This window comes from Mycobacterium sp. 852002-51152_SCH6134967, assembly GCF_001667105.1.
Taxonomy (GTDB): Bacteria; Actinomycetota; Actinomycetes; order Mycobacteriales; family Mycobacteriaceae; genus Mycobacterium; species Mycobacterium neumannii_A.
Genome location: NZ_LZIK01000025.1, coordinates 1 through 20,756, shown reverse-complemented (window position 1 = coordinate 20,756; position 20,756 = coordinate 1). Strand labels below are relative to the sequence as shown.

The window sequence follows — 20,756 nt, the reverse complement described above, 5'->3', positions numbered from 1 at the left end:
ATAATCGCAGCCATGACAGACACGGCTGACTCTCGTGCGCCCTTGGTCGTGGTCTTCGGCGGGCGCAGCGAGATCGGCCTCGAGGTGGCCACGCGTCTGGCGTCCGGGGCGGTGGTGTTGCTGGCGGCGCGCCGCTCCAACGAGCTGGCCGCGGAGGTGTCCGCCGTCCGCGCGGCAGGCGCCACCGCCGTGCACGTGCGCGAGTTCGACGCCGACGACCTGGACTCACACGGCCCGCTTGTCGAGTCCATCGTCGCCGAACACGGCCCGATCGGCACCGCGGTGCTGGCCTTCGGCATCCTCGGGGATCAGGCCCTGGCGGAGAAGGATTCCGCGCACGCCGCGGCGATCGTGCACACCGACTTCGTCGCCCAGGTCAGCCTGCTGACCGTGCTGGCCGCGACGATGCGCGGCGCGGGCGCCGGGGCCATCGTCGCGTTCTCGTCGGTCGCCGGCGTCCGGGTGCGACGCGCCAACTATGTCTACGGGTCCGCGAAGGCGGGGCTGGACGGGTTCTGCAGTGGGCTCGCCGACGCCCTTCACGGCTCGGGTGTGCATCTGCTCGTGGTTCGGCCGGGGTTCGTAATCGGGCGGATGACCGAGGGCATGGCACCGGCGCCGCTGTCCAGCACGCCCGGGCAAGTCGCCGACGCCACCGTGCGTGCGCTGCGGAAGGGCCGCGCCACGGTGTGGGTGCCCGCGCCGCTGGCCGTGCTGGCGGCGGCGTTCCGGATGACGCCGCGGTTCGTGTGGCGAAGGTTGCGGCGATGATCATCGTCGTCGGCATCGGCGCCGACGGAATGCCCGGACTGTCGCCGGTCGCAAAGGACGAACTCGCAAGAGCCACCGTAATTTACGGCTCGCGGCGTCAGCTGGAGCTGCTCGACGACACCGTCACCGCAGCGCGGCGGGAGTGGCCGTCACCGATGCTGCCGGCGCTGCGCACGCTGCTCGACGGGGCCGAGGGCGACGTGCATGTGGTGGCCAGCGGTGACCCGCTGCTGCACGGCGTCGGCAACTCGCTGATCCGGTTGTACGGCGTCGACCGGGTGGCGGTGCTCCCGCATGTGTCGTCGGTGACCCTGGCCTGCTCGCGGGTGGGCTGGGCGGTGCAGGACACCGAGGTCATCAGCCTGGTGTCGGCCGACCCGCACATCGCGGTGCGCCGCGGCGGGCAGGCCGTCGTGATGTCGCGCGACCGTTCCACTCCCGCGGCGTTGGCGCGTCTGCTGACCGACACCGGCCGCGGCGATTCCGAGGTCACCGTGCTCGAGCAACTGGGCGGGCCCGCCGAGCGGCGCCGGACCGCCACAGCACGGGAATGGGCGGCGCGGCCTCCCGGTGACGTCGACGACCTCAACGTGGTCGCGGTGCGCTACCTGCCCGACGAGCGGCGGCTCGGGGTGCTGCCCGACGACATGTTCGCCAACGACGGTCAGATCACCAAACAACCGGTGCGCGCGGTGACGCTGGCCGCCCTCGCGCCGCGGCCCGGCGAAATGCTCTGGGACGTCGGAGCCGGATCGGGCAGCATCGCGATCGAATGGTGTCGTAGCGGGCCGGGTTGCCGCGCGGTGGCGTTCGAACGCGACGAGCAACGCCGCAAACGCATCACCGAGAACAGCGTTGCGTTCGGTGCGCGCGTCGAGGTGCAGGGCAATGCGCCCGGTTCCTTCGACTCCGTACCGGCGCCCGACGCCGTCTTCATCGGCGGCGGCATCACCCAACCCGGCCTGTTGGAGGCGTGCTTCGAGCGGTTGCCGTCCGGCGGCAGGCTCGTCGCGAACGCCGTCACGGTCGAATCCGAATCTCTTGTTGCTCAGTGGTATTCACGTTACGGCGGGGAGCTGCGGCGCTTCGAGTACCACCGCGGCGAGCCGCTCGGCGGCTTCACCGGCTGGCGCCCGGCCATGCCCATCACCCAGTGGACGGTGACCAAACGATGACCGTCTACTTCATCGGCGCCGGCCCCGGTGCTGCCGACCTGATCACCGTTCGGGGACAGCGACTGCTGCAGCGCTGCCCGGTCTGCCTCTATGCCGGGTCGATCATGCCCGAGGACCTGCTCGCGCTGTGCCCGACGGACGCTCGCGTCGTCGACACCGGCCCCTTGACACTCGATCAGATCATCACCGAACTCGCCGACGCCCACGCCGCGAACCTAGATGTGGCGCGGCTGCACTCCGGTGATCCCTCGATCTACAGTGCGCTGGCGGAACAGTGCCGCCGCCTCGACGAACTCGACATCGACTACGAAATCGTCCCCGGTGTACCGGCATTCGCCGCGGCTGCCGCCGCACTGGGCCGCGAGCTCACGGTTCCCGGTGTCGCGCAGACGGTCACACTGACCCGGGTGGCCACCCTGTCGACCGCGATGCCGCCGGGGGAGGACCTGCAGACACTGTCGGCGCCGGGCGCCACACTGGTGTTGCACTTGGCGGCCGCGCAGATCGATACGATCGCCGCGGACCTGCTGGCCGGTGGATACCGGCCCGAAACGCCCTGTGCGGTGGTCGCGTTCGCGTCGTGGCCCCAGCAGCAGGTGGTGCGCTGCAGGCTCGAGAATCTCGCGGAGCAGACGAAGGCGGCGGGAATCACCCGCACCGCGGTCATCGTCGTCGGCGACGTGCTGGCGGCCGAGGGGTTCGCCGACAGCTACCTGTACTCGTCAGGGCGGGTACGACGGGGACGACACTGATGCGAATCCTGTTGTTGGGCGGCACATCGGAGGCGCGTTCGCTCGCCGCGCGGCTACACCCCGACGTCGAGGTGATCAGCTCCCTCGCCGGACGGGTGCCCGACCCCGCGCTGCCGGTCGGCGAAGTGCGCATCGGCGGGTTCGGCGGCGTCGAGGGCCTGCGGCAGTGGCTGCGCGGCGAACAGGTCGACGCCGTCGTGGACGCCACGCACCCGTACGCCGCAACGATGACCGCCCACGCCGCCGCCGTCTGCGCCGAACTGGAGTTGCCGCACCTGGTGCTGGCGCGACCCGCATGGCCGGCCGGCGACGCGATCGTCGTCAATGATGATCGCGAGGCCGCGAAGGTTGTTGCCGCCGAGGGGTTTCAGCGGGTCTTTCTGACCACCGGGCGATCCGGCGCCGCTGCGTTCGGGAGCGTCGACGCGTGGTTCCTTATCCGTGCCGTCACCCCACCCGATGTCGGGGACCTGCCGTCGCGGCATCAGGTCCTGCTGTCGCGCGGGCCGTACCGCTACGACGAGGAGCTGGCGCTGCTGCGTGAGCATCGCATCGACGCGCTGGTCACCAAGAACAGCGGCGGGTCGATGACGCGGCCCAAGCTGGACGCCGCCGCCGCGCTCGGGGTCGCGGTGGTGATGGTAGACCGGCCACCGCTGCCCGCGGGGGTGACCAGCGTCGCCACGGTGGATGAGGCGGTCGAATGGGTCACGGCGATTCGGAAGGCGCCGACGAGCGACTGACTGCAGGGCTCTTGCGCGGTTTGGCTCACTGCCTCGCAGCAGAGTGGGCACCGATCATCAAGGCGGCGAGGTCCTCGGGTTCCAGGAACGAAGGCGGAGGGGGCGGCCCCCAGGCGTAGAGCCCCTGCAAACCGTGCAGCACCTCAGGGCTCCACAGTTCGTCTTCCGGGACGGTATCCATGTCGGAGTAGTACTCGGAGAAGTTGCCCGCCGGATCTTTCAGATACCAGAAGAAGTTCGCGCCCGCATAATGGCGGCCGAGACCCCAAATGTGGCGTTCTGGATGACTTTCCAGCATCGATTGAGCGCCGCGGCCGATCTCGTCGATGTCGTCTACCTGCCAGCTGGTGTGATGCATGAAGTTGACCGGCGCAGCCATGACCAAGAGGTTGTGGTGTTCGACTGAGCAGCGTAGGAAGGCGGCTTTGTCTCCCATGTAGTCGCTGACTTTGAAGCCCAGGCCGTCGACGAAGAAGCGCATCGTGGTTTCGATGTCGACGGAGCCGATCACCGCGTGACCGAGCTTGCTCGGCCGTACCGGCCCCCGCCGAGCAATGAATGGTGCGCGGCCCCAACGGTCGATGCGTCCTGGGCCGTTGTACGCGGTAGCAGCGATGGCTGGTTCGACAACGATCCAGGGCCGGATCTCGACGGTGACCCGAGTACCGGTAATGGATTCGATCGCCGAGCACGTGGTCGGCGAGCGCTGGACGTCGGCGCCGAAGGCGGCGATACGCGTGGCGATGCGTGCGATGTCGTCTTCGTGATCGGCTGCGACCGTCAACTCGACTAGCCGGCGCCTAGGCGTATGCCTGATTTCCAGTTGGTCACCCCCGTCGCGGGTGGCGAACACGCCGCCCCCGCGCGTGTGAGGCCGAAGTCGGTGTAATAGGCGATGGCTTCGTCGACGTTTGGTACGCCGATAGTGGCTTTGGCCAAGCCGTGTAATGCCATGGTGCTCCTTCAGAAGTCTGTCGAGTCTGCCTCAAGGGGCGAAGTCTCCCGATGCCCCTCGATCCAGCGATCCTGAAGACCTCTACGTCACAGCGCTCGACAAGGTTCACCGCAGATTTCGCGGAGCCACGGTCGAGTCCGGCAATGCGCAGCATCGATCGTCCGTGCTCTGCAGGCATCGACTTCTTACTTCATCGGCTGGCCTACCGATATGACGCGATGAGCTCCAAGGTCTCCAGTTCGCGGATGGCCTGGCAACCGCGACTCAACATCGCCAGCATCATCTCGTCGCCGCGCTCGGTCGACGTTGCGAACGCCGTGCCCAGCGCCACGAGCAGCGGCGCCTGCACGACGCCGAGACGGTAGTCGTTCCAGCAGGTGGCGAGATCGTAATCACCGACGCCGTAACCGATCAGCGCACGGTGGTAGCGCTCGACGAGGCCACGCTCGGTCTCCGCGCGCACCGCCGGTTCGAGGCTGGTCGCGGTGAAGTACGCGAGGTCGCGCGTGGGCAACCCGATGCCGATGGTCTGCCAGTCGACCACCGTGATGCGGGTGTGGTCGGGATCGAACAACATGTTGTCGAGCCGGTAGTCGCCGTGCATCAGCGCGTAGCGGTCCGGTTCGGCCATCAGCCAGTCGGTGACCGAAGCCATTGCCGCGGAGAGTGTTTCCTGGTCCTCGGCGCTGATCGATGGCCCCAGGCGGTCGATGACGATGTCGGCGGCCATCTTGCAGACGTCGCCCATGCCCTTGGCGGCTTCGGCGTCACCGGGTTTCGGCATCACGATTCCGGCCAGCTGCATCCACCGGTCGTCGCGCCAACTCGGGCCGTGTAAGCCCGCGAGCGCCTCGACGGCGAGCCGTGCCTCGACAACGCTGCACCCGGCGATCTGGTCACCCTGCACCGCTGGGGCCATGTCGGCAAGGACCAGGACGAAATCTGTTCCGTCGGCTGAGATGTCGCTGTGGAAGCAACCGGGGATGGGGATGGCCACCTGATCGGCGATCAGCGAGTAGAACTCGACCTCGGAGCGGTAACCGAGCGCCACCCGCTCGCGCACCGCATCGTCTTGGGCGGACAGCTTGATCGCGAACGTCGCGGGCAGGTCGGTGTCGCCGGCGTACGTCACCGCCGCCCGGTAGGTGGCACCGGTCTGTCCGGTCCCGATCGCGAGCACGTCGACGACGTCGACGTCCACGCCGAGCGCAGAACCGAGCCAACCGGGCGTCACATCGGCCGGACCGCGGGGGATGGTGAGCACGCTGCCCTCATCGGTCGATGGGGTCTGCTGCCCCACGGCGCCTCCCTCAGTGGTTGCGGGTGTGAGCCGAAACCGTATCGGTAAGGGCGACAGTCGTCAACGAACCCGGGCGCGCGCGTCAGTGCCGGGTAAGGCGCAGCTTCCAGGCCTCCGGTCCGCGTTCGAGGTATTCCACCGAGATCCGGCCCGAGGTGCGGTCGTGCAGTTGGCGCAGCAGCGGCACCGGGTCGTGGGGAGCCACGAGCACCAGCGCGCCGCCAGCCCGGACCGCGTCGAACGCGCCGAACACGGTGGCGTGCCGAATCGAGTGCGGCACCTCGCGCACGTCGAGCACAGGTTCGTCGGCGTCGGACTCACCGCAATCGCACCGGTCATGGCCGGGTTCGCCGCAATCGTGACCGCCGAGCAACTCGTGCATCCCGCCGGTGATCTCCGTCAGGGAGGCCTCCGGGTCCGCGGCGACAATCGGCAGTATCCGGTCGTTCTCGTCGATCAGGTGCGCCTCGAACAACACCCGCAACGCGTGACCCGCGGCCGCCGCGCGCACCGGGGACTCCTCGGTCCGAATCCGGTCCACCAGGCCCGCGATCACACGGTGCGCCGCGATCATCGACTCGATCAGAGGTCTTGCCTTTTCTGTGCCGGCGGCGGCGGGATACAGGCGGGCCTCCTCGGCTGCGGCGTGCGGCAACAACTCGCCGGTCAGGAACTCGGCCGCAGCCGCGCGCACTGGTTCGAAGTCCGCGGAGCGCTCGGCTGCCGACAGCATCGCCTCGGTCAACACCTGAACGCGTCCTGCGAGCTCGGCGTGATGGCTCTTGATCGCCTCGACGGCCTCCGCATCGGCGGCGGTGGACGCGACGATCACCTCGTTGACGGTCATGTCGGCTCCCTTCGGGTTGTGCTGGTCCGACGCCTAACAATTTACTACAATAAATTCCGTGTTAAATAGTGGCCCGTCCCTCGGGCCTCCGCCCGCCCGCCCGGTGACCGGCCATGTCCCGTTGTCGGGCCAGCGGCTGCGCGTGCTCGGATATCTGCGTGAGCACGCGCCGGTTCGCACCGTCGACGCGGCATCCGGTCTCGGCCTGCACCGAAATACCGTGCGCGAACATCTCGATGCGCTGGTCGACCTGGGTCTCGCCGAGCGCGGCACCGAATCCGCCGCGGGCCGGGGGCGGCCGGCGGCGGTGTATCGGGCAGCCGCCACCGATCCGGCCGTGGCGGCCCGCGACTACGCCAGCCTCGCGACTGCGCTGGCCGGGCACATCGCCCGGACCAGCGCCGAGCCCGAGCGCGACGCCCGCGCGGCGGGCGTCGAGTGGGGCCGCGAGGTAGCCGAGGAGATCGGCCGCACCGACGGCGATCCGCGCCAAGCGGTCCTCGACGCGCTGACCTGGCTGGGCTTCGCTCCCGACGACGAGGGCGCCGAGCGTGGAGTGGCGCTGCGCCGCTGTCCGCTGCTCGACGCGGCCCGTCGCTACCCGAGCGTGGTCTGCCAGGTCCACCTCGGCATCGTCGAGGGATTGCTGCAAAGCGTCGATGCGCCCACCGGGCCGGGCCTGGACCTGATCCCGTTCGCCGAACCCGGCGCCTGTCGGCTGTTCCTGCCCGATCCGGTGGTGAAAACCCATGACTGAGAATCGGATTCCGCTTCGGGCGGTGTTGCTGATACCGGGAGGGTTCGCGCTGCTGGCCGGATTGGACGCCGCGCTGTTGCGTCTCGGGCTACCCGCCCCCGTGGAGACCGTCCGGCTGGCCGAAGTGCACGGCATCGTGCTGGTACTGGGGTTCGTCGGCACCGTGATCGCGCTGGAACGCGCTGTCGCATCGGGCCGACGGTGGTGCTATCTGGCCCCGGCGTTGTCCGGATTGGGGGCGATCCTCCTCGTCAGCCCTGCCCCGCGACCCCTCGCCGACACCGCCCTCCTGGCGGGGGCCGCACTTCTGGTCGCGGTGTATGTGCCGCTGTGGCAGCGCAGTTGGGACGCGGCGGTGCTGGTTCAAGCCGCGGGTGCGGTGTTGGCGACCGGAGCGGCGCTGCTGTGGGCGGCCGGGCTTCCCGCGCCGGACCTGCTCGGCTGGCTGGCCGGCTTCCTCATCCTGACCATCGCGGGGGAGCGCCTGGAACTGGCGCGGGTGGCGCTCTCGGATACCCGCGCCGAGATGCTGCTCGGCGCAGCAACGGGCACACTCGTCATCGGTGCGGTGACGCAATTGATCTGGTCGACAGTCGGATTCGCGCTTCTCGGTGCGGGAGTGCTGGCGGTCGCATGCTGGCTCTTCCGATTCGACGTGGCCAGGCGCACCATCCACACGACAGGCCTCACACGCTATATGGCGGTGTGCTTGCTGGCCGGCTACGCGTGGCTGATGGTTCCCGGCCTGGCGTGGCTTCTCGTCGGCGCGGTGAACTCGGGCGTCGGATACGACGCGATCGTGCACGCTGTGATGCTCGGGTTCGTGCTGTCGATGATCATGGCCCACGCACCGGTCATCTTGCCCGCGGTGCTGCGACGTCCGTTGCCGTACACCCCGACGATGTACGGGCCGGTCATGCTGCTGCACGCATCGCTGTTGCTGCGCATCGTCATCGGTGACGTACGCGACGTCGAGTGGGCGGCGCAGGCCGGAGGCGTGCTCAACATCGTGGCGGTGCTCGCGTTCGTCGGCGTCGCGGTCCGCGCGTCCGCGCGGCAGACGATCGGGGCGCCGGTATGAACCGCTCCCAGTGGCATCTGCGGGTCGGAGCCATCGTATTCGCCTGGCTCGCAGCACTTGTCGTGATTGCACTGGTTCACAGGTCGGTGCCGATATCGACCTGGATGCTGATCCACCTGCTCGGTCTGGGGGCGGCAGGCAACGCGATCCTCATCTGGAGCCGACACTTCACCGATGCGCTGCTGCGCCGTCCACAAGACCCGTCGAGGTCCGGGCAGGCCTGGGCCCTCGGGGTCTTCAACGTCGGCGCGGTCGCGGTGGTCGCAGGCATGGCCGTCTCCTTCTGGCCCATGGTGCTGGCCGGTGGTATCGCGGTCGCCGCCGTCGCGTTGACCCACGCCGTCACATTGGTGCGGCAATTGCGCAGCGCGCTGCCCTCACGCTTCGGCGACACGGTGCGCTATTACGTCGCTGCGGCAGCGCTGCTTTCGGTCGGGGCCGGGCTTGGCATCGCGATGGCCAACGCGACGCTGCCCGGCGCCCTGCACGAGCGGTTCGTCGTCGCCCACGCCGCGGTCAATGTGTTCGGGTTCATCGGGCTCACCGTGCTTGGCACCTTGGTAACCCTGTGGCCGACGATGCTGCGCACCCGGATGGCAGACGGGGTCGAGGTCGCGGCCCGGCGTGGTCTGCCCCTGCTGGTGGCGGGTTTGACAGTGACGTTGGTGGCGGCGGTGGCCGGTTCGCCGATGGTGACCGCCGCGGGCGCGCTGGCCTACCTCGCTGCGGCCGGCTACGTGCTGGGGCCCCACCTCGACGAGGTCCGTCGCAAGCGGCCGGGCAACTTCGCCACGCTGTCGGTGCTGTGCGGCGTGGTGTGGCTGCTGGGCTCGCTGAGCTACGCGGTGGTCGCCTTTGCCACCGCACCGACATGGTCCGCACTGCTGGACCGGGCCGGTCCGCTCACCGCGGCGGTGCTCGCCGGGTTCCTGGTTCAGGTGCTGCTCGGTGCGCTGTCGTACCTGACCACCATCGTCGTCGGCGGGCGCGCCGCCTCCATCGCGGCGACCACCGAACTGGAACGCGGTGCGCCGTGGCGGCTGGCCGTCGCCAACGTCGCGCTGCTGCTGTGCGTGCTGCCGACCCCGAGCCTGCTGCGGGTCGCGGCGTCGGTGTTGGTGCTGACCGCCTACGCCGCGTTCTTGCCGCTGCTGGTGCGGGCGGTGTGGCGGGCACGCAAGCTCCGCGATACGCCGTCGACGCCGGGACCGCCGCCGTCGGGGCCCCCGGTGCGACAGCGGCTCGGCGTCGCGGCCGCAGGCTTGGCAGTTGTGGTGTTGACGGCCGTGGCCGCGGTGGCCGCCGACCCCGCCGCGGTCGGTATCGCCGACGCGCCCCAGGTATCGGTGACCGCCACCGGACAGACCACCGAGGTCGAGGTGCACGTCGAGGGGATGCGCTACGTGCCCGACACCATCGACGTCCCGGTGGGCAACCGGCTGGTGGTCACCCTCGTCAACAGCGGTTCGGACCGACATGATCTCGTGCTGGCCAACGGGACCAGCACCGGGCGCCTCGCGGTCGGGGAAACCGCCGTCCTCGACGCCGGGGTGATCGGCGCCGACATGGACGGCTGGTGTTCGGTGGCCGGACACCGGCAGATGGGCATGACCATGTCCGTGCGCGTGACCGGCGCCGAGGCGCACGCCGGCCACCACGACCAGTCGAGCGCGGCGTCGATCGCCGGTGACGACATCGCGCGCAGTCTCGCGGCGACGCCCGACAGGGATTTCGTGGCGCGGGACGCGGCCTTGGCCGCCGCGACGCCCGACCACCGCGTCACCTTGGCGGTGACCGATACGACGCGGGAGGTCTCGCCGGGAATCACGCAGCGGCAGTGGACATTCGGCGGCTCGGCGCCCGGGCCGACGCTGCGGGGCAAGGTCGGTGACGTCTTCGAGGTCACCCTCGTCAACGACGGCACGATCGGGCACTCGATCGACTTCCATGCCGGAGCGCTCGCGCCGGACGTGCCGATGCGCACCATCCAACCCGGCGAACGCCTGGTCTACCGGTTCACCGCGAGCCGTGCCGGTGTGTGGATGTATCACTGCTCGACGATGCCGATGTCGGTGCACATCGCCAACGGCATGTTCGGCGCGGTGGTCATCGACCCGCCGGACCTGGCGCCCGTCGACCGCGAATACCTTCTCGTGCAGTCGGAGTACTACCTCGGGCCGCAGGGCGGCGAGGTCGACGCCGCCAAGGTCGCCGCCGACAAGCCCGATCTGGTGGTGTTCAACGGCTACGCCAACCAGTACGACCACGCGCCGCTGACCGCGCGGATCGGGGAGCGAGTGCGGATCTGGGTACTCGCCGCCGGACCGAACCGGGGCAGTTCCTTCCACGTCGTCGGCGGCCAGTTCGACACCGTGTGGTCCGAGGGCGACTACCGGCTGCGACCGGGCCCCGGCGGCGCACAGGCCCTCGGATTGTCAGCGGCCCAAGGGGGTTTCGTCGAGCTGAGCTTCGACCAGCCCGGGCGCTATCCGTTCGTCACCCACGCGATGGTCGACGCAGAACGCGGCGCTCACGGATTCATCGAGGTCGCCGGTCAGTCCGGATAGCGGCGCGGGGTGAACACCCGGTCACCGTCGTCGGTGTACCACTGGGTCTGCGAGGAGCCGACGATCAGCAGACAGCGCATGTCGACATCGCCGGGGTTCAGGTCCATAAGGCGCACCACCTTGACCTCCTCGCGGGGACCGGACACATCGCGGCCGATGACCACCGGGGTGCCGGGATCGCGGTGGTCGAGCAGCAGGTCGCGCATCGCACCGACCTGCCAGGTGCGGGTCTTGGACGCCGGGTTGTAGATCGCCAGCACCAAATCGGCGGCCGCGGCCGCGGTCAGGCGGGCTTCGATCACATCCCACGGCTTGAGCCGATCCGACAGTGAGATCACCGCGTAGTCGTGGCCCAGCGGCGCGCCGACCCGGCTGGCGACGGCTTGCGCGGCCGTCATCGCCGGGATCACCCGCACCGACACCCCTGGCCACTGCTTGGCCTCCTCGAGCACCGCGGTCGCCATCGCGAAAACCCCCGGGTCGCCGGAGGACACAACCGCGACCGTGCGGCCCTGTTCGGCCAACGTGCACGCCAGCCGGGCGCGGGCGGGTTCGTCGGTGTTGTCGCTGGGATGCTTGCGTTGGCCGGCGCGGTGGCCCACCCGGTCGAGGTAGGGGCCGTAGCCGATGAGGTCGGTGGCCGCGGCGAGTTCACGACGGCATTGCGGGGTCATCCAGTCGGTGCTGCCCGGACCGAGTCCGACCACCGCGACGCTTCCGGTCGGCGCCTCCCGATCGTGTCGGCCCGGCAGCATGGCCAGCGAGAAGTACGGCACGGTCGCGTCGTCGACCTCGCCGGCGCCCAACACCCGCTGCTGCGGCGTGCTTGCCCGTTCGACATAGAATGCGTCGTCCAATCGACCGGTCGCCGAGAGTGCTTCGCGCACAGCCGGATAGGACCGACCGAGCTTGAGCATCACCGCCGCGTCGGTGTCGGCGAGCCTGCGTCGAAGTTCGTCGGCGGGCAGCGTGCCCGGCAGGATCGTCAACACCTCGTCGCCCTGGACGAGGGGAGTGGCCACCGCCGCCGACGCCGCGCTGACCGACGTCACCCCCGGCACGATGACCGCGTCGAACCGTTCGGTGAGCCGGGTGTGCATGTGCATGTAGGAGCTGTAGAACAGCGGGTCGCCCTCGGCGAGCAGCGCCACGTTGCGACCGGCCTCCAGGTGGGCGGCGATGCGCTCGGCGGCTTCGCGGTAGAAGTCCTCCATCGCGCCTGCGTAGCCGCCGGGATGGTCGGTGGTCTCGGTGGTGACCGGATAGACCAGGTGCTCCTCGATCTGACCGGGCCGCAGGTACGGCTCGGCGATACCACGCGCGATGCTCTTACCGTGCCGCGCGCTGTGGTACGCCACGACGTCGGCCTCACCGATCAGCCGTGCCGCCTTCACGGTCACCAGTTCCGGATCACCGGGGCCCAGCCCGACACCCCAGAGCGTGCCCCTCATTCCCGTTCCGTCGCAATCGCATTCACGGCGGCGGCGGCCATCGCGCGGCCGCCGCGACGGCCCGTCACCACCAGATAGGACATCCCACGCGGCCGGTCGATGAGTTCCTGCTTGGATTGCGCGGACCCGACGAACCCGACCGGGCCGCCGAGCACCGCCGCGGGCACCGGAGCGCCGTCGTCGAGCAGTTCGAGCAGCCGGAACAACGCGGTCGGGGCGTTGCCGATCGCCAGCACCGCGCCGTCGAGCCGGTCGGCCCACAGATCCACCGCGGCCGCCGAGCGGGTGCTGCCGAGCCGGGCGGCGAGGTCGGCGGCGCGTGGGTCGGCCACCAGCGAGACCACCTCGTTGTCGGCAGGCAGCCGCGACCTGGTGATCCCGGCGGCGACCATCGACGAGTCACACAGCACCGGGGCGCCTGCGGCCAGCGCGGCGTGGGTCCTGGCGACGACGTCGTCGCGATACGCGACGTGGTCGGCGACGTCGACCTGACCACAGGTATGGATCAACCGCACGACCACCCGGGCGACATCGTCGGGAAACCGCGACAGGTCCGCTTCGTCGCGGATCGTCGCGAACGACTGCCGGTAGATCTCCTCGGCGTCGCGGATGTAGTCGAGCACGCGATCACCCTACGGGTGAGCGTCTCGCGTCCGGTATCCGTCTCCGGTTGCCACCAGCACCTCACCGGTGGGCGGGCTGCCGCAGGCCCGGTCGCATCCGACGAAGTGGCGGTGGCCCGCGGCCGGTTGTGCCACCGCGGCGGCGGCGTCGGCGCGGACGTCGGCCAGCGAATGCTCGCAGCCGGGGCGGCCCGTGCACGCGCTGACCGACAGCCAGGGCGAGTTCTCGTCGAACACCAGGCCCAACGGGGCGAGCACACGCAACGCGACGTCGGCGACGTCCTCGACGAGGTCGAACACGAGCACCGAGCGCCACGGCGTGATCACCATCGGCGCGCCGATCGCGGCCAGAAACTCCGCCGTCCGGGCGGGCAGCACGCCCAGCGGGACCGCCGCACCCAACGCGATGCGGCCGTCGTGCTGTTCGAGCCAACCGACGGGCGGGCGGGTGACCGCCGGCCACATCGCACCCGGGTCCACGGACGACACCAGCCCGCCCAGCAGGGCATCGGTATCACCGAGTTCCTTGATGCGCCAGGCATTTTCGCGTGTGGCAGCGAAGCGCCGGGCGACGTCGACCATCGTCGACACCGCCGTCTGCATCGGTACCCGGACACCGGTGTCGCGCCCGGCCAACAGAAGTGCGGCGTCGGCGGCTTCGACGTGCACGCCGACGTCGGGGGCAAGACCGGAGATGTCGCCGCGCCCGTCGTCGATGCCGAACAGGAACCGGCCGGGCAGCGTCGCCAGTTCCGGGTCGGCCTGGATGGCGTCGTCGAGTTCGGTGACCATCCCACGGATGTCGGCGCTCGCTCCCACCCGTCCTGACAGCGGTGAGGCGACGATGTTGCGCACGCGCTCGTGCGTCGGCGAGGGGAGGAGTCCGGCCGCCGCCACGGCCTCGGCGACCGTCCCGGTGTCGGTGACGCCGCGGATCTGGAGGTTGCCCCTCGACGTGAGCTCCAGCGTGCCCACACCCCAGCCGGTGGCCGCATGCGCCAGCGCCGCCAACTGCGCCGCGGTGATCACCCCGCCCGGCAGCCGCATCCGCGCCAGCGCGCCGTCTGCGGCCCGATGCACCTGCAGCGCACCGGGGCAGGCGTCCTGGTCGCGGGTCCTGGCCACGAGTTCACGGTAGTCCGTGGATGCGGCCCGCAAACACAGCTACTGCCTCACGCGACTGTGGCGCACCGGGGGCTCGTGACCTCGGTGGCAGAGACCGCCATGACCGAGCGCAATGTGATCAGCTCGCCAGGGCGGCGGTCTGCCCGCCGGGGGCTCCGACCACCGCCGAATATGCCGAGGCGTCGCCGACGATGACGCGGCTCGGCCGGCCCCAGATGTCGACCGGGACGTCGCCGGCCAAAGTGATGCGGTTGAGTCGGCGGTACTGATCGTCGTAGTCGGCGACGGCGTAGTGCTGGGTGGCGCGGTTGTCCCACAGTGCAACGTCGCCGAGTCGCCAATCCCACCGAATCGTGTGCTCCAGCTTCGTGATTCGCATCTGGAACAGGTTGAACAAGGTGGCCGACTCGGTCGATCCGAGCCCGACGAAGTTCTTGACGAAGTGGCCGAGGAGCAGCACCCGCCTGCCGGTCTCCGGGTGTACGCGGACCACGGGATGTTCGGTCTCGTAGTAGTCGGAGACGAATTCGTCGCGGTATGACCGCTGTTCGGCGGTGAGCGTCGCGCCCGGCTCGTCGTGCAGCGTGGCGTAGTCGTACTCGTTTGTGTGCACGGCCCACAGGTTCTCGGCCAGTGCGCGCAACGGCGCCGGCAGACGGTCGTAGGCGGCCTCCGTGGATGCCCATGTCGTCGTGCCGCCGTACGGAGGCAGGGTGATGGCGCGCAGGATGGACGCTTTCGGGATCCGGTCGACGAACGTCACGTCGGTGTGCCAGCTGTTGGCCTTGTCGTAGCGGGAATCGATGGGCAGGAGGCGGTCCCCGCGCGAGGTCACCGTTGGATGCGCGGCGGTCGGGGTGCCCAACGCCTGCGCAAAGGCGAGCTGACCGTCGTCGTCCAAACCGTGCTGGTCGCGGAAGAAGATCACCTTGTGTTCGAGCAGCGCCGCGTTGATCGCCGACGCGGTTCTCGCGTCGACCCCGGCGCTGAGGTCGACGCCTTCGATCCGGGCGCCGATGTGAGCGCCGAGCTTGACCACCCGCAAAGGAGACGGCACGTGGGAACCTCCAGACGATGCATGAACGTGGTGATCAGGGTCGCCTCGGGACCGTGTGACGACAACCGTTCGACTCAGCGCGAATCGAACAGAGCAGGTGTTTCGGCTCAATCAAGATCGGGTAGCTCACCGCCGTGAGGGCACTGTGGGACTACATCTGGGCCCACCAAGCGCAATTGGCGTTCGACTCCTACCAGCACGTCAGCGCGGTCGTCCAGAGTGTGCTCATCGCGACGATCGTCGGCGTGGTGATCGGTGTGCTGACCTACCGCAACCCGGTGGCCGCCAACCTCGCCACCTCGACATCCAGCGTCATCATGACCGTCCCGGCGTTCGCGCTGCTCGGCCTGCTGATCCCGTTGTTCGGACTCGGCGTGGTTCCCAGCATCACAGCGCTGGTGCTGTACTCACTGCTGCCGATCGTGCGCAACACGATCGTCGGGCTCACCGCGGTGGACCCCGCGCTCACCGACGCGGCGCGGGGTATCGGGATGAGCAGGCTCGACACCCTGGCCCGAGTGGAGTTGCGGTTGGTGTGGCCGTCGATCCTGTCGGCCATGCGGATCAGCACGCAGATGTCGATGGGCGTGCTGGCGATCGCCGCCTACGTCAAAGGACCGGGGCTGGGAAACCTGATCTTCACCGGCTTGGCGCGGGTGGGCAGCCCGACGGCGGTCCCGATGGCGCTGGCCGGCACGCTGCTCATCGTCATCCTCGCGCTCGCGCTGGATGCGGTGCTCGTACTGATCGGCCGCCTCACCACGTCGAAAGGTCTTCGATGACAGGGCATTTGAAGGCAGAGCAAATGGCACCGGACGACACGGCCTCGAACGGCAGCACCGGCGTGCGCATCGTGCTGGATCACGTCTCCAAGGTCTATCCCGGCTCCGACCGCCCGGCGGTGGACGACGTGTCGCTCGAGATCCCCGCAGGCGAGATCGTCGTATTCGTCGGCCCGTCCGGCTGCGGGAAGACCACGATGATGCGGATGATCAACCGGTTGTCAGAGCCGACGTCGGGCACGATCATGATCGGCGACAACGACGCGATGTCGATCCGGCCGACCGAACTTCGCCGCTCGATCGGCTACTCCATCCAGCAGGCCGGGCTGTTCCCGCACATGACGATCCGCCAGAACGTGGGCCTGGTGCCCGGGTTGCTGCGCTGGGACCGCAAACGCATCGCCGACCGGGTCGACGAACTGCTCGACATGGTCGGGCTGGAGCCGAGCCAGTACGCCGACAGGTATCCACGCCAACTGTCCGGTGGGCAGCAGCAACGTGTGGGCGTCGCGCGCGCGTTGGCCGCCGACCCTCCGGTGTTGCTGATGGACGAACCCTTCGGCGCCGTCGACCCGATCACCCGCAGCACGCTGCAGGACGAACTGCTGCGGTTGCAGGGCGAATTGCGCAAGACCATCGTCTTCGTCACCCATGACTTCGGTGAGGCCGTCAAGCTCGGTGACCGGATCACCGTGCTGGGCAACCAGTCCAAGGTGCTGCAGTACGACACTCCGCAGAACATCCTGGCCAACCCCGCCGACGACACCGTGGCCGGCTTCGTCGGCTCCGGCGCCTCGTTGCGCCAGCTGGGGCTGACGCGCATCAAGGATGTCGAGCTGCGGCCGCATCCCTCGGTGCGCCAGACGGCCTCGATCGACGATGTGCGGAAGACGTTGGCGGGCAGCGAGTTCGACTGGGTCGTTGTGCTCGACGACCGCGACCGGCCGGTCAGCTGGGTCCGGGGCGCCAAACTCGCGCACGCCACGACATTGGCCGATGTCGTCGAACCGCTCGATGTCGTCAGCACACATTCCACGCTCGAGGACGCCCTCGAGGCGATCCTCGCCGACCAGCACGCGTCGGCGGTGGTCGTGGGTGCCGGCAGCCGGTACGAGGGTGTCGTCACCCTGGACACGTTGATCGACACGATCACCTGGCTGAGGGCGTCGGCAGAGGCGGACACGGACGGGCAGCCATGACCGCGGTCGCAGATTCCGCTCAGTCGTCGGGTGCCAATTCGGGCGAGCGCACACGACTGCTCATCCAGCCGGTCCTGGTGCTGATCATCGCTGCTGCCGTGATCTTCTGGGCGTTCAACCGCGACCTGACCGCCACCCAGCAGGAGAACATCAACCCCGGCAACATCGCCACACTGATCTGGCAGCACCTGTTGATCACCGTGGCGGTGACCGCGATCGTGCTCGCCATCGGCGTTCCGCTGGGAGTACTGGTCACCCGCCCCGGCGCAAAACTGTTGCGCCCGTTGTTCATGGGCGTCGCCAACATCGGCCAGGCTGCGCCGGCCATCGGGCTGCTCGTGCTGCTGTTCCTGTGGTCGGGTAGGACCGGGTTCTGGATCGGCGTCCTTCCGATCGCGCTGTACTCACTGCTGCCCGTGCTGGCCAGCACCATCCTCGGCATCAATCAGGTGGACCGGTCGCTGGTGGATGCGGGACTGGGACAGGGCATGTCGCGACGTTCGGTGCTGACGCGGGTCGAGATGCCGCTGGCGATCCCGTACATCCTGGCCGGACTGCGCACGTCGTTGGTGCTCGCCGTGGGAACCGCGACACTGAGCTTCCTCGTCAACGCCGGCGGTCTGGGCATCCTGATCGACACCGGATACAAGTTGCAGGACAACGTGACCCTGATCCTCGGCAGCGTGCTCGCGGTCTGCCTCGCCCTGCTGGTCGACTGGATGGGCGGATTGGCCGAGTTCTACCTCAATCCCAAGGGCCTTCGATGATCCGCCGCTCGATCGCCGCGCTGGCCTGCCTGCTGCTCGCCGGGTGCGGGCTGGGAGCGGGCAGCACCGTGCCGCTCAAGGTGGGCCCGGGCTCCATCCAGCCCGTCGCCGCACTCGAAGGAGTGCAAATCACTGTGGGCTCAAAGGAATACACCGAACAGGTGATCCTGGGATACATCCTGGAGTTCGCGTTGACCGCCGCCGGTGCCGACGTGCGTGACCTCACTGGCATCGTGGGCTCACGCAGCACCCGGGAAGCCCAGTTGTCGGGTCAGGTCGACGTCGCCTACGAGTTCACCGGCAACGCATGGATCAACTACCTGGGCCACGAGAAGCCGATTCCCGACAGCCGCAGACAGTTCGAGGCCGTCCGCGACGAGGACCTGGCCCGCAACGACATGGTGTGGTTGCCGCCCGCACCGATGGATGACACCTACGCGCTGGCGGCCAGCAGGGCGGTCGTCGAGCGGACCGGTGTGCGCACGCTTTCCCAGTACGCCGAGTTGGTCAAGCGCGATCCGGCGGCTGCGCGTACGTGCGTGGACACCGAGTTCCGGGCCCGCCAGGACGGCTTTCCCGGAATGGCGGCGGCCTACGGGTTCGATCCGGCGCGGGCGCAGACGCCGGTACTGCAGGTCGGGATCATCTATCAGGCCACCGCGGACGGTACGCAGTGCGACTTCGGCGAGGTGTTCACCACCGACGGCCGCATCTCCGCGCTCGACCTCGTGGTACTCGTCGACGACAAGCAGTTCTTCGCCCACTACAACCCGTCGGTGACCATGAAACGTGCCTTCTACGAAGCACATCCGCAGATCGCGGAGGTCACGGCACCGGTGACGGCCGCACTGACCAACGAGGCGATCATGGAGATGAACAAGCAGGTCGACGTGGAGGGCCGCGATCCGAGCCAGGTCGCGCGGGACTGGATGGTGGCCGAAGGTTTCGTCACCGTGCCGTAGCCCCGATTGCCACGACAACCACGCTGGTCAGGCGTACCCTTCCGGTAGCCGGAGGGGGTTCGATGGCAGAGAAACGCGCAGTGCGTATCGCGATCGTCGGCGCAGGCATGTCGGGCATCTGCATGGCGGCCAGGCTCCAAGATGCGGGCATCGACACCTTCACGATCTTCGAGCAGGCCGACGAAGTCGGTGGCACCTGGCGCGACAACACCTATCCCGGACTCCACTGCGACGTGCCGTCGCGCTTCTACTCGTATACGTTCCGGTCCAATCCCGAATGGACGCGGCTACTGCCGCCGGGTGGCGAGGTGCAGTCCTACTTCATGCAGGTCGCCACCGAGCGCGACATTCGACCCCACATCAGATTCGGCACAGCGGTGACATCGGCGCAGTACCGCGACGGCACGTGGTGGGTCAGCACCACCGGCGGCACAGAAGCGTTCGACATCGTCATCACCGCCACCGGAATCCTGCGCGTGCCACGCTATCCGAACATTTCCGGCCTGGAAACGTTTGCGGGCCCGATGTTTCACTCGTCGCGCTGGGACCACTCGGTGTCCTTGCAGGACAAGCGGATCGGCCTGATCGGGACGGGCTCGACCGGTGTCCAGATCACCGCTGAGCTCGGCGGGAACGTCCGCGCTCTGACGATCTTCCAACGCACCGCGCAATGGGTCTTCCCGTTCCCGAACCCGCGCTACTCACCGATCACCAAAGCAGCACTTCGACGCTTCCCGGCGATGAGCCGCCTCGGCTACCGCTTCTGGCAGGCCGTGTACGAGAACTTCTTCGCCAAGGCCATGGTTTCGCCGGGATTCCGTCGCCGCCTGGTGTCGGCGATGTGCCGGTGGAATCTCCACCTCTCGGTGCGCGACCCAGAACTGCGGAGCAAACTGACGCCGAACTACCAGGCGATGTGCAAGCGCATCATCGCGGCCGGGCACTACTACCAGTCCGTGCAGAGGCCGGGCGTCGACGTCGTCGTCGATCCGATCGACCACGTCGAGCCCAAAGGTGTCGTCACTGCGGACGGGACACTGCACGAGGTGGACCTGCTCGTCGTCGCCACAGGCTTCGACGCCCACGCCTACGTGCGTCCGATGGAGATCGTCGGCGAGCACGGAGTGTCACTCAACGAGGCCTGGGCAGACGGGCCGCAGGCCTACCGGTCGGTCGCGGTGCCGGGATTCCCGAACCTGTTCATGCTGATGGGCCCGCACTCTCCGATAGGACAACAGTCGTTGGTGATCATCGCCGAGAACCAGGCCGACTACGCGATGTGGTGGATCGAACGCATCCGTAACGGCGACATCCTCGCCGCGTCCCCGACGGACGTCGCCACCAAGGATTACAACGAGGAGATGAAAGCCGCTATGCCGCAGACGGTTTGGACCACCGGCTGCAACAGCTGGTATCTCGACAAGAACGGTCTGCCGGAACTGTTCCCCTGGGAACCCGTTCGGCATCGCCGGCTGCTGGCTTCGCCGGTGCTGTCGGACTTCACCGTCCACACCGCGCAAAAGTGACGGCCGTCACACTAGAACCTCTAGTGATCCGTACCACACAAGTCGGTCTCAAATACCCGCTGACGTCGTAAGTTCCGGGTTACTGCACGCGTGTGCAGTAAGCGTCAGGAAGGAACGACGATGTTCGAACTCATCGTGTTCGGTGCTCTTCTGGTCGTACTGATCGCCGCCCTCGGACTGCCTTATCCGCAGAGCACTTACGGCCGCTGGAACCGCCGCTAGACACCTCACCCTTCTTGCGCGAGCATTGCTCCTATGTCAAGCCGCGGCGGGCTGGGGGGTGTGGTGGCGGGTTTGTTCATCGTTTCTGAGGTGG

The 20,756-nt window shown here is 68.6% G+C and carries 18 protein-coding genes and 1 pseudogene; 12 read left to right on the top strand and 7 right to left on the bottom strand.

Features of this window, described 5'->3' with window-relative positions:
* Nucleotides 1-12 precede the first annotated feature (12 nt).
* Genes A5790_RS08245 through A5790_RS08230 form a run of 4 tightly spaced genes read left to right on the top strand, consistent with a single transcriptional unit; the run spans nt 13 to nt 3,441 of the window.
* A complete protein-coding gene (locus tag A5790_RS08245) occupies nt 13-771 on the top strand; it encodes an SDR family NAD(P)-dependent oxidoreductase (protein ID WP_066842613.1) in 759 nt (252 codons plus the stop codon).
* Nucleotides 768-1,946 carry a bifunctional cobalt-precorrin-7 (C(5))-methyltransferase/cobalt-precorrin-6B (C(15))-methyltransferase gene (locus tag A5790_RS08240; protein ID WP_066842831.1) on the top strand — a complete coding sequence of 393 codons (1,179 nt, stop codon included), beginning with the start codon at nt 768-770 and terminating at the stop codon, nt 1,944-1,946. The genes A5790_RS08245 and A5790_RS08240 overlap by 4 nt, the downstream gene beginning before the upstream one ends.
* Nucleotides 1,943-2,698: a precorrin-4 C(11)-methyltransferase gene (cobM, locus tag A5790_RS08235; RefSeq protein WP_066842827.1), complete on the top strand. Its 756-nt coding sequence runs from the start codon at nt 1,943-1,945 to the stop codon at nt 2,696-2,698. Before A5790_RS08240 ends, cobM begins: the two co-directional genes overlap by 4 nt.
* Nucleotides 2,698-3,441: a cobalt-precorrin-6A reductase gene (locus A5790_RS08230; protein ID WP_066842611.1), complete on the top strand. Its 744-nt coding sequence runs from the start codon at nt 2,698-2,700 to the stop codon at nt 3,439-3,441. The genes cobM and A5790_RS08230 overlap by 1 nt, the downstream gene beginning before the upstream one ends.
* 25 nt (nt 3,442-3,466) lie before the next feature.
* Here the strand turns inward: A5790_RS08230 and A5790_RS08225 are convergent.
* From A5790_RS08225 to A5790_RS08215, 3 genes and pseudogenes are all read right to left on the bottom strand, one after another.
* Nucleotides 3,467-4,395: pseudogene (locus A5790_RS08225) on the bottom strand (VOC family protein).
* Nucleotides 4,396-4,598: 203 nt separating this feature from the next.
* Nucleotides 4,599-5,696 carry a phosphotransferase family protein gene (locus A5790_RS08220; RefSeq protein ID WP_197696740.1) on the bottom strand — a complete coding sequence of 366 codons (1,098 nt, stop codon included), beginning with the start codon at nt 5,694-5,696 and terminating at the stop codon, nt 4,599-4,601.
* An 82-nt stretch (nt 5,697-5,778) separates the two neighbouring features.
* Nucleotides 5,779-6,543: a DUF2249 domain-containing protein gene (locus A5790_RS08215; protein WP_066842609.1), complete on the bottom strand. Its 765-nt coding sequence runs from the start codon at nt 6,541-6,543 to the stop codon at nt 5,779-5,781.
* 58 nt (nt 6,544-6,601) lie between these two features.
* Here A5790_RS08215 and A5790_RS08210 point away from each other — a divergent pair, with 58 nt between their 5' ends.
* From A5790_RS08210 to A5790_RS08200, 3 genes are read left to right on the top strand one after another with little or no spacing between them, the layout of a single operon-like run.
* Nucleotides 6,602-7,300, top strand: coding sequence for a metalloregulator ArsR/SmtB family transcription factor (locus tag A5790_RS08210; protein WP_066842607.1), 699 nt, complete (start codon nt 6,602-6,604; stop codon nt 7,298-7,300).
* The gene (locus tag A5790_RS08205; protein ID WP_066842605.1) at nt 7,293-8,381 is read left to right on the top strand and encodes a hypothetical protein; all 1,089 of its coding nucleotides are present in this window, start codon (nt 7,293-7,295) and stop codon (nt 8,379-8,381) included. The genes A5790_RS08210 and A5790_RS08205 overlap by 8 nt, the downstream gene beginning before the upstream one ends.
* Nucleotides 8,378-10,948: a multicopper oxidase domain-containing protein gene (locus tag A5790_RS08200; protein WP_066842604.1), complete on the top strand. Its 2,571-nt coding sequence runs from the start codon at nt 8,378-8,380 to the stop codon at nt 10,946-10,948. Before A5790_RS08205 ends, A5790_RS08200 begins: the two co-directional genes overlap by 4 nt.
* Here A5790_RS08200 and A5790_RS08195 read toward each other — a convergent pair.
* The 4 genes from A5790_RS08195 to A5790_RS08180 form a co-directional block, all read right to left on the bottom strand.
* Complete coding sequence (locus A5790_RS08195; protein ID WP_066842603.1) at nt 10,936-12,399, bottom strand: precorrin-2 C(20)-methyltransferase; 1,464 nt, start codon at nt 12,397-12,399, stop codon at nt 10,936-10,938. The two genes, A5790_RS08200 and A5790_RS08195, sit on opposite strands and share 13 nt — an antisense overlap.
* Nucleotides 12,396-13,022 (bottom strand): precorrin-8X methylmutase, encoded by a 627-nt coding sequence (locus tag A5790_RS08190; RefSeq protein WP_066842601.1) that lies wholly within the window; start codon nt 13,020-13,022, stop codon nt 12,396-12,398. Before A5790_RS08190 ends, A5790_RS08195 begins: the two co-directional genes overlap by 4 nt.
* A gap of 9 nt (nt 13,023-13,031) precedes the next feature.
* Entirely contained in the window at nt 13,032-14,147 is a 1,116-nt protein-coding gene (gene cobG / locus A5790_RS08185; RefSeq protein ID WP_066842599.1) for a precorrin-3B synthase, read from the bottom strand.
* A gap of 118 nt (nt 14,148-14,265) precedes the next feature.
* The gene (locus A5790_RS08180) at nt 14,266-15,204 is read right to left on the bottom strand and encodes a TauD/TfdA family dioxygenase (RefSeq protein WP_066842597.1); all 939 of its coding nucleotides are present in this window, start codon (nt 15,202-15,204) and stop codon (nt 14,266-14,268) included.
* 134 nt (nt 15,205-15,338) lie between these two features.
* On the opposite strand from A5790_RS08180, the gene A5790_RS08175 reads away from it, so the two are divergent.
* The 5 genes from A5790_RS08175 to A5790_RS08155 all read left to right on the top strand — a co-directional run bounded on the left by A5790_RS08175 (nt 15,339) and on the right by A5790_RS08155 (nt 20,440).
* Nucleotides 15,339-15,986 carry an ABC transporter permease gene (locus A5790_RS08175; RefSeq protein ID WP_066842596.1) on the top strand — a complete coding sequence of 216 codons (648 nt, stop codon included), beginning with the start codon at nt 15,339-15,341 and terminating at the stop codon, nt 15,984-15,986.
* Nucleotides 15,987-16,009: 23 nt separating this feature from the next.
* Complete coding sequence (locus A5790_RS08170; RefSeq protein ID WP_066842595.1) at nt 16,010-17,185, top strand: ABC transporter ATP-binding protein; 1,176 nt, start codon at nt 16,010-16,012, stop codon at nt 17,183-17,185.
* Nucleotides 17,182-17,952 (top strand): ABC transporter permease, encoded by a 771-nt coding sequence (locus A5790_RS08165; protein WP_066842593.1) that lies wholly within the window; start codon nt 17,182-17,184, stop codon nt 17,950-17,952. The genes A5790_RS08170 and A5790_RS08165 overlap by 4 nt, the downstream gene beginning before the upstream one ends.
* A complete protein-coding gene (locus tag A5790_RS08160; protein ID WP_064393913.1) occupies nt 17,949-18,914 on the top strand; it encodes a glycine betaine ABC transporter substrate-binding protein in 966 nt (321 codons plus the stop codon). Before A5790_RS08165 ends, A5790_RS08160 begins: the two co-directional genes overlap by 4 nt.
* Before the next feature lie 62 nt (nt 18,915-18,976).
* Entirely contained in the window at nt 18,977-20,440 is a 1,464-nt protein-coding gene (locus tag A5790_RS08155) for an NAD(P)/FAD-dependent oxidoreductase (RefSeq protein WP_066842591.1), read from the top strand.
* The last annotated feature ends 316 nt before the right edge of the window (nt 20,441-20,756 follow it).

Excerpts from the sequence above, each read along its gene's own strand:
- A5790_RS08245 (WP_066842613.1), top strand. The coding sequence starts at position 13 with ATGACAGACACGGCTGACTCTCGTGCGCCCTTGGTCGTGGTCTTCGGC.
- A5790_RS08240 (WP_066842831.1), top strand. The coding sequence starts at position 768 with ATGATCATCGTCGTCGGCATCGGCGCCGACGGAATGCCCGGACTGTCG.
- cobM (WP_066842827.1), top strand. The coding sequence starts at position 1,943 with ATGACCGTCTACTTCATCGGCGCCGGCCCCGGTGCTGCCGACCTGATC.
- A5790_RS08230 (WP_066842611.1), top strand. The coding sequence starts at position 2,698 with ATGCGAATCCTGTTGTTGGGCGGCACATCGGAGGCGCGTTCGCTCGCC.
- A5790_RS08215 (WP_066842609.1), bottom strand. The coding sequence starts at position 6,543 with ATGACCGTCAACGAGGTGATCGTCGCGTCCACCGCCGCCGATGCGGAG.
- A5790_RS08205 (WP_066842605.1), top strand. The coding sequence starts at position 7,293 with ATGACTGAGAATCGGATTCCGCTTCGGGCGGTGTTGCTGATACCGGGA.
- A5790_RS08200 (WP_066842604.1), top strand. The coding sequence starts at position 8,378 with ATGAACCGCTCCCAGTGGCATCTGCGGGTCGGAGCCATCGTATTCGCC.
- A5790_RS08195 (WP_066842603.1), bottom strand. The coding sequence starts at position 12,399 with ATGAGGGGCACGCTCTGGGGTGTCGGGCTGGGCCCCGGTGATCCGGAA.
- A5790_RS08170 (WP_066842595.1), top strand. The coding sequence starts at position 16,010 with ATGGCACCGGACGACACGGCCTCGAACGGCAGCACCGGCGTGCGCATC.
- A5790_RS08165 (WP_066842593.1), top strand. The coding sequence starts at position 17,182 with ATGACCGCGGTCGCAGATTCCGCTCAGTCGTCGGGTGCCAATTCGGGC.
- A5790_RS08160 (WP_064393913.1), top strand. The coding sequence starts at position 17,949 with ATGATCCGCCGCTCGATCGCCGCGCTGGCCTGCCTGCTGCTCGCCGGG.
- A5790_RS08155 (WP_066842591.1), top strand. The coding sequence starts at position 18,977 with ATGGCAGAGAAACGCGCAGTGCGTATCGCGATCGTCGGCGCAGGCATG.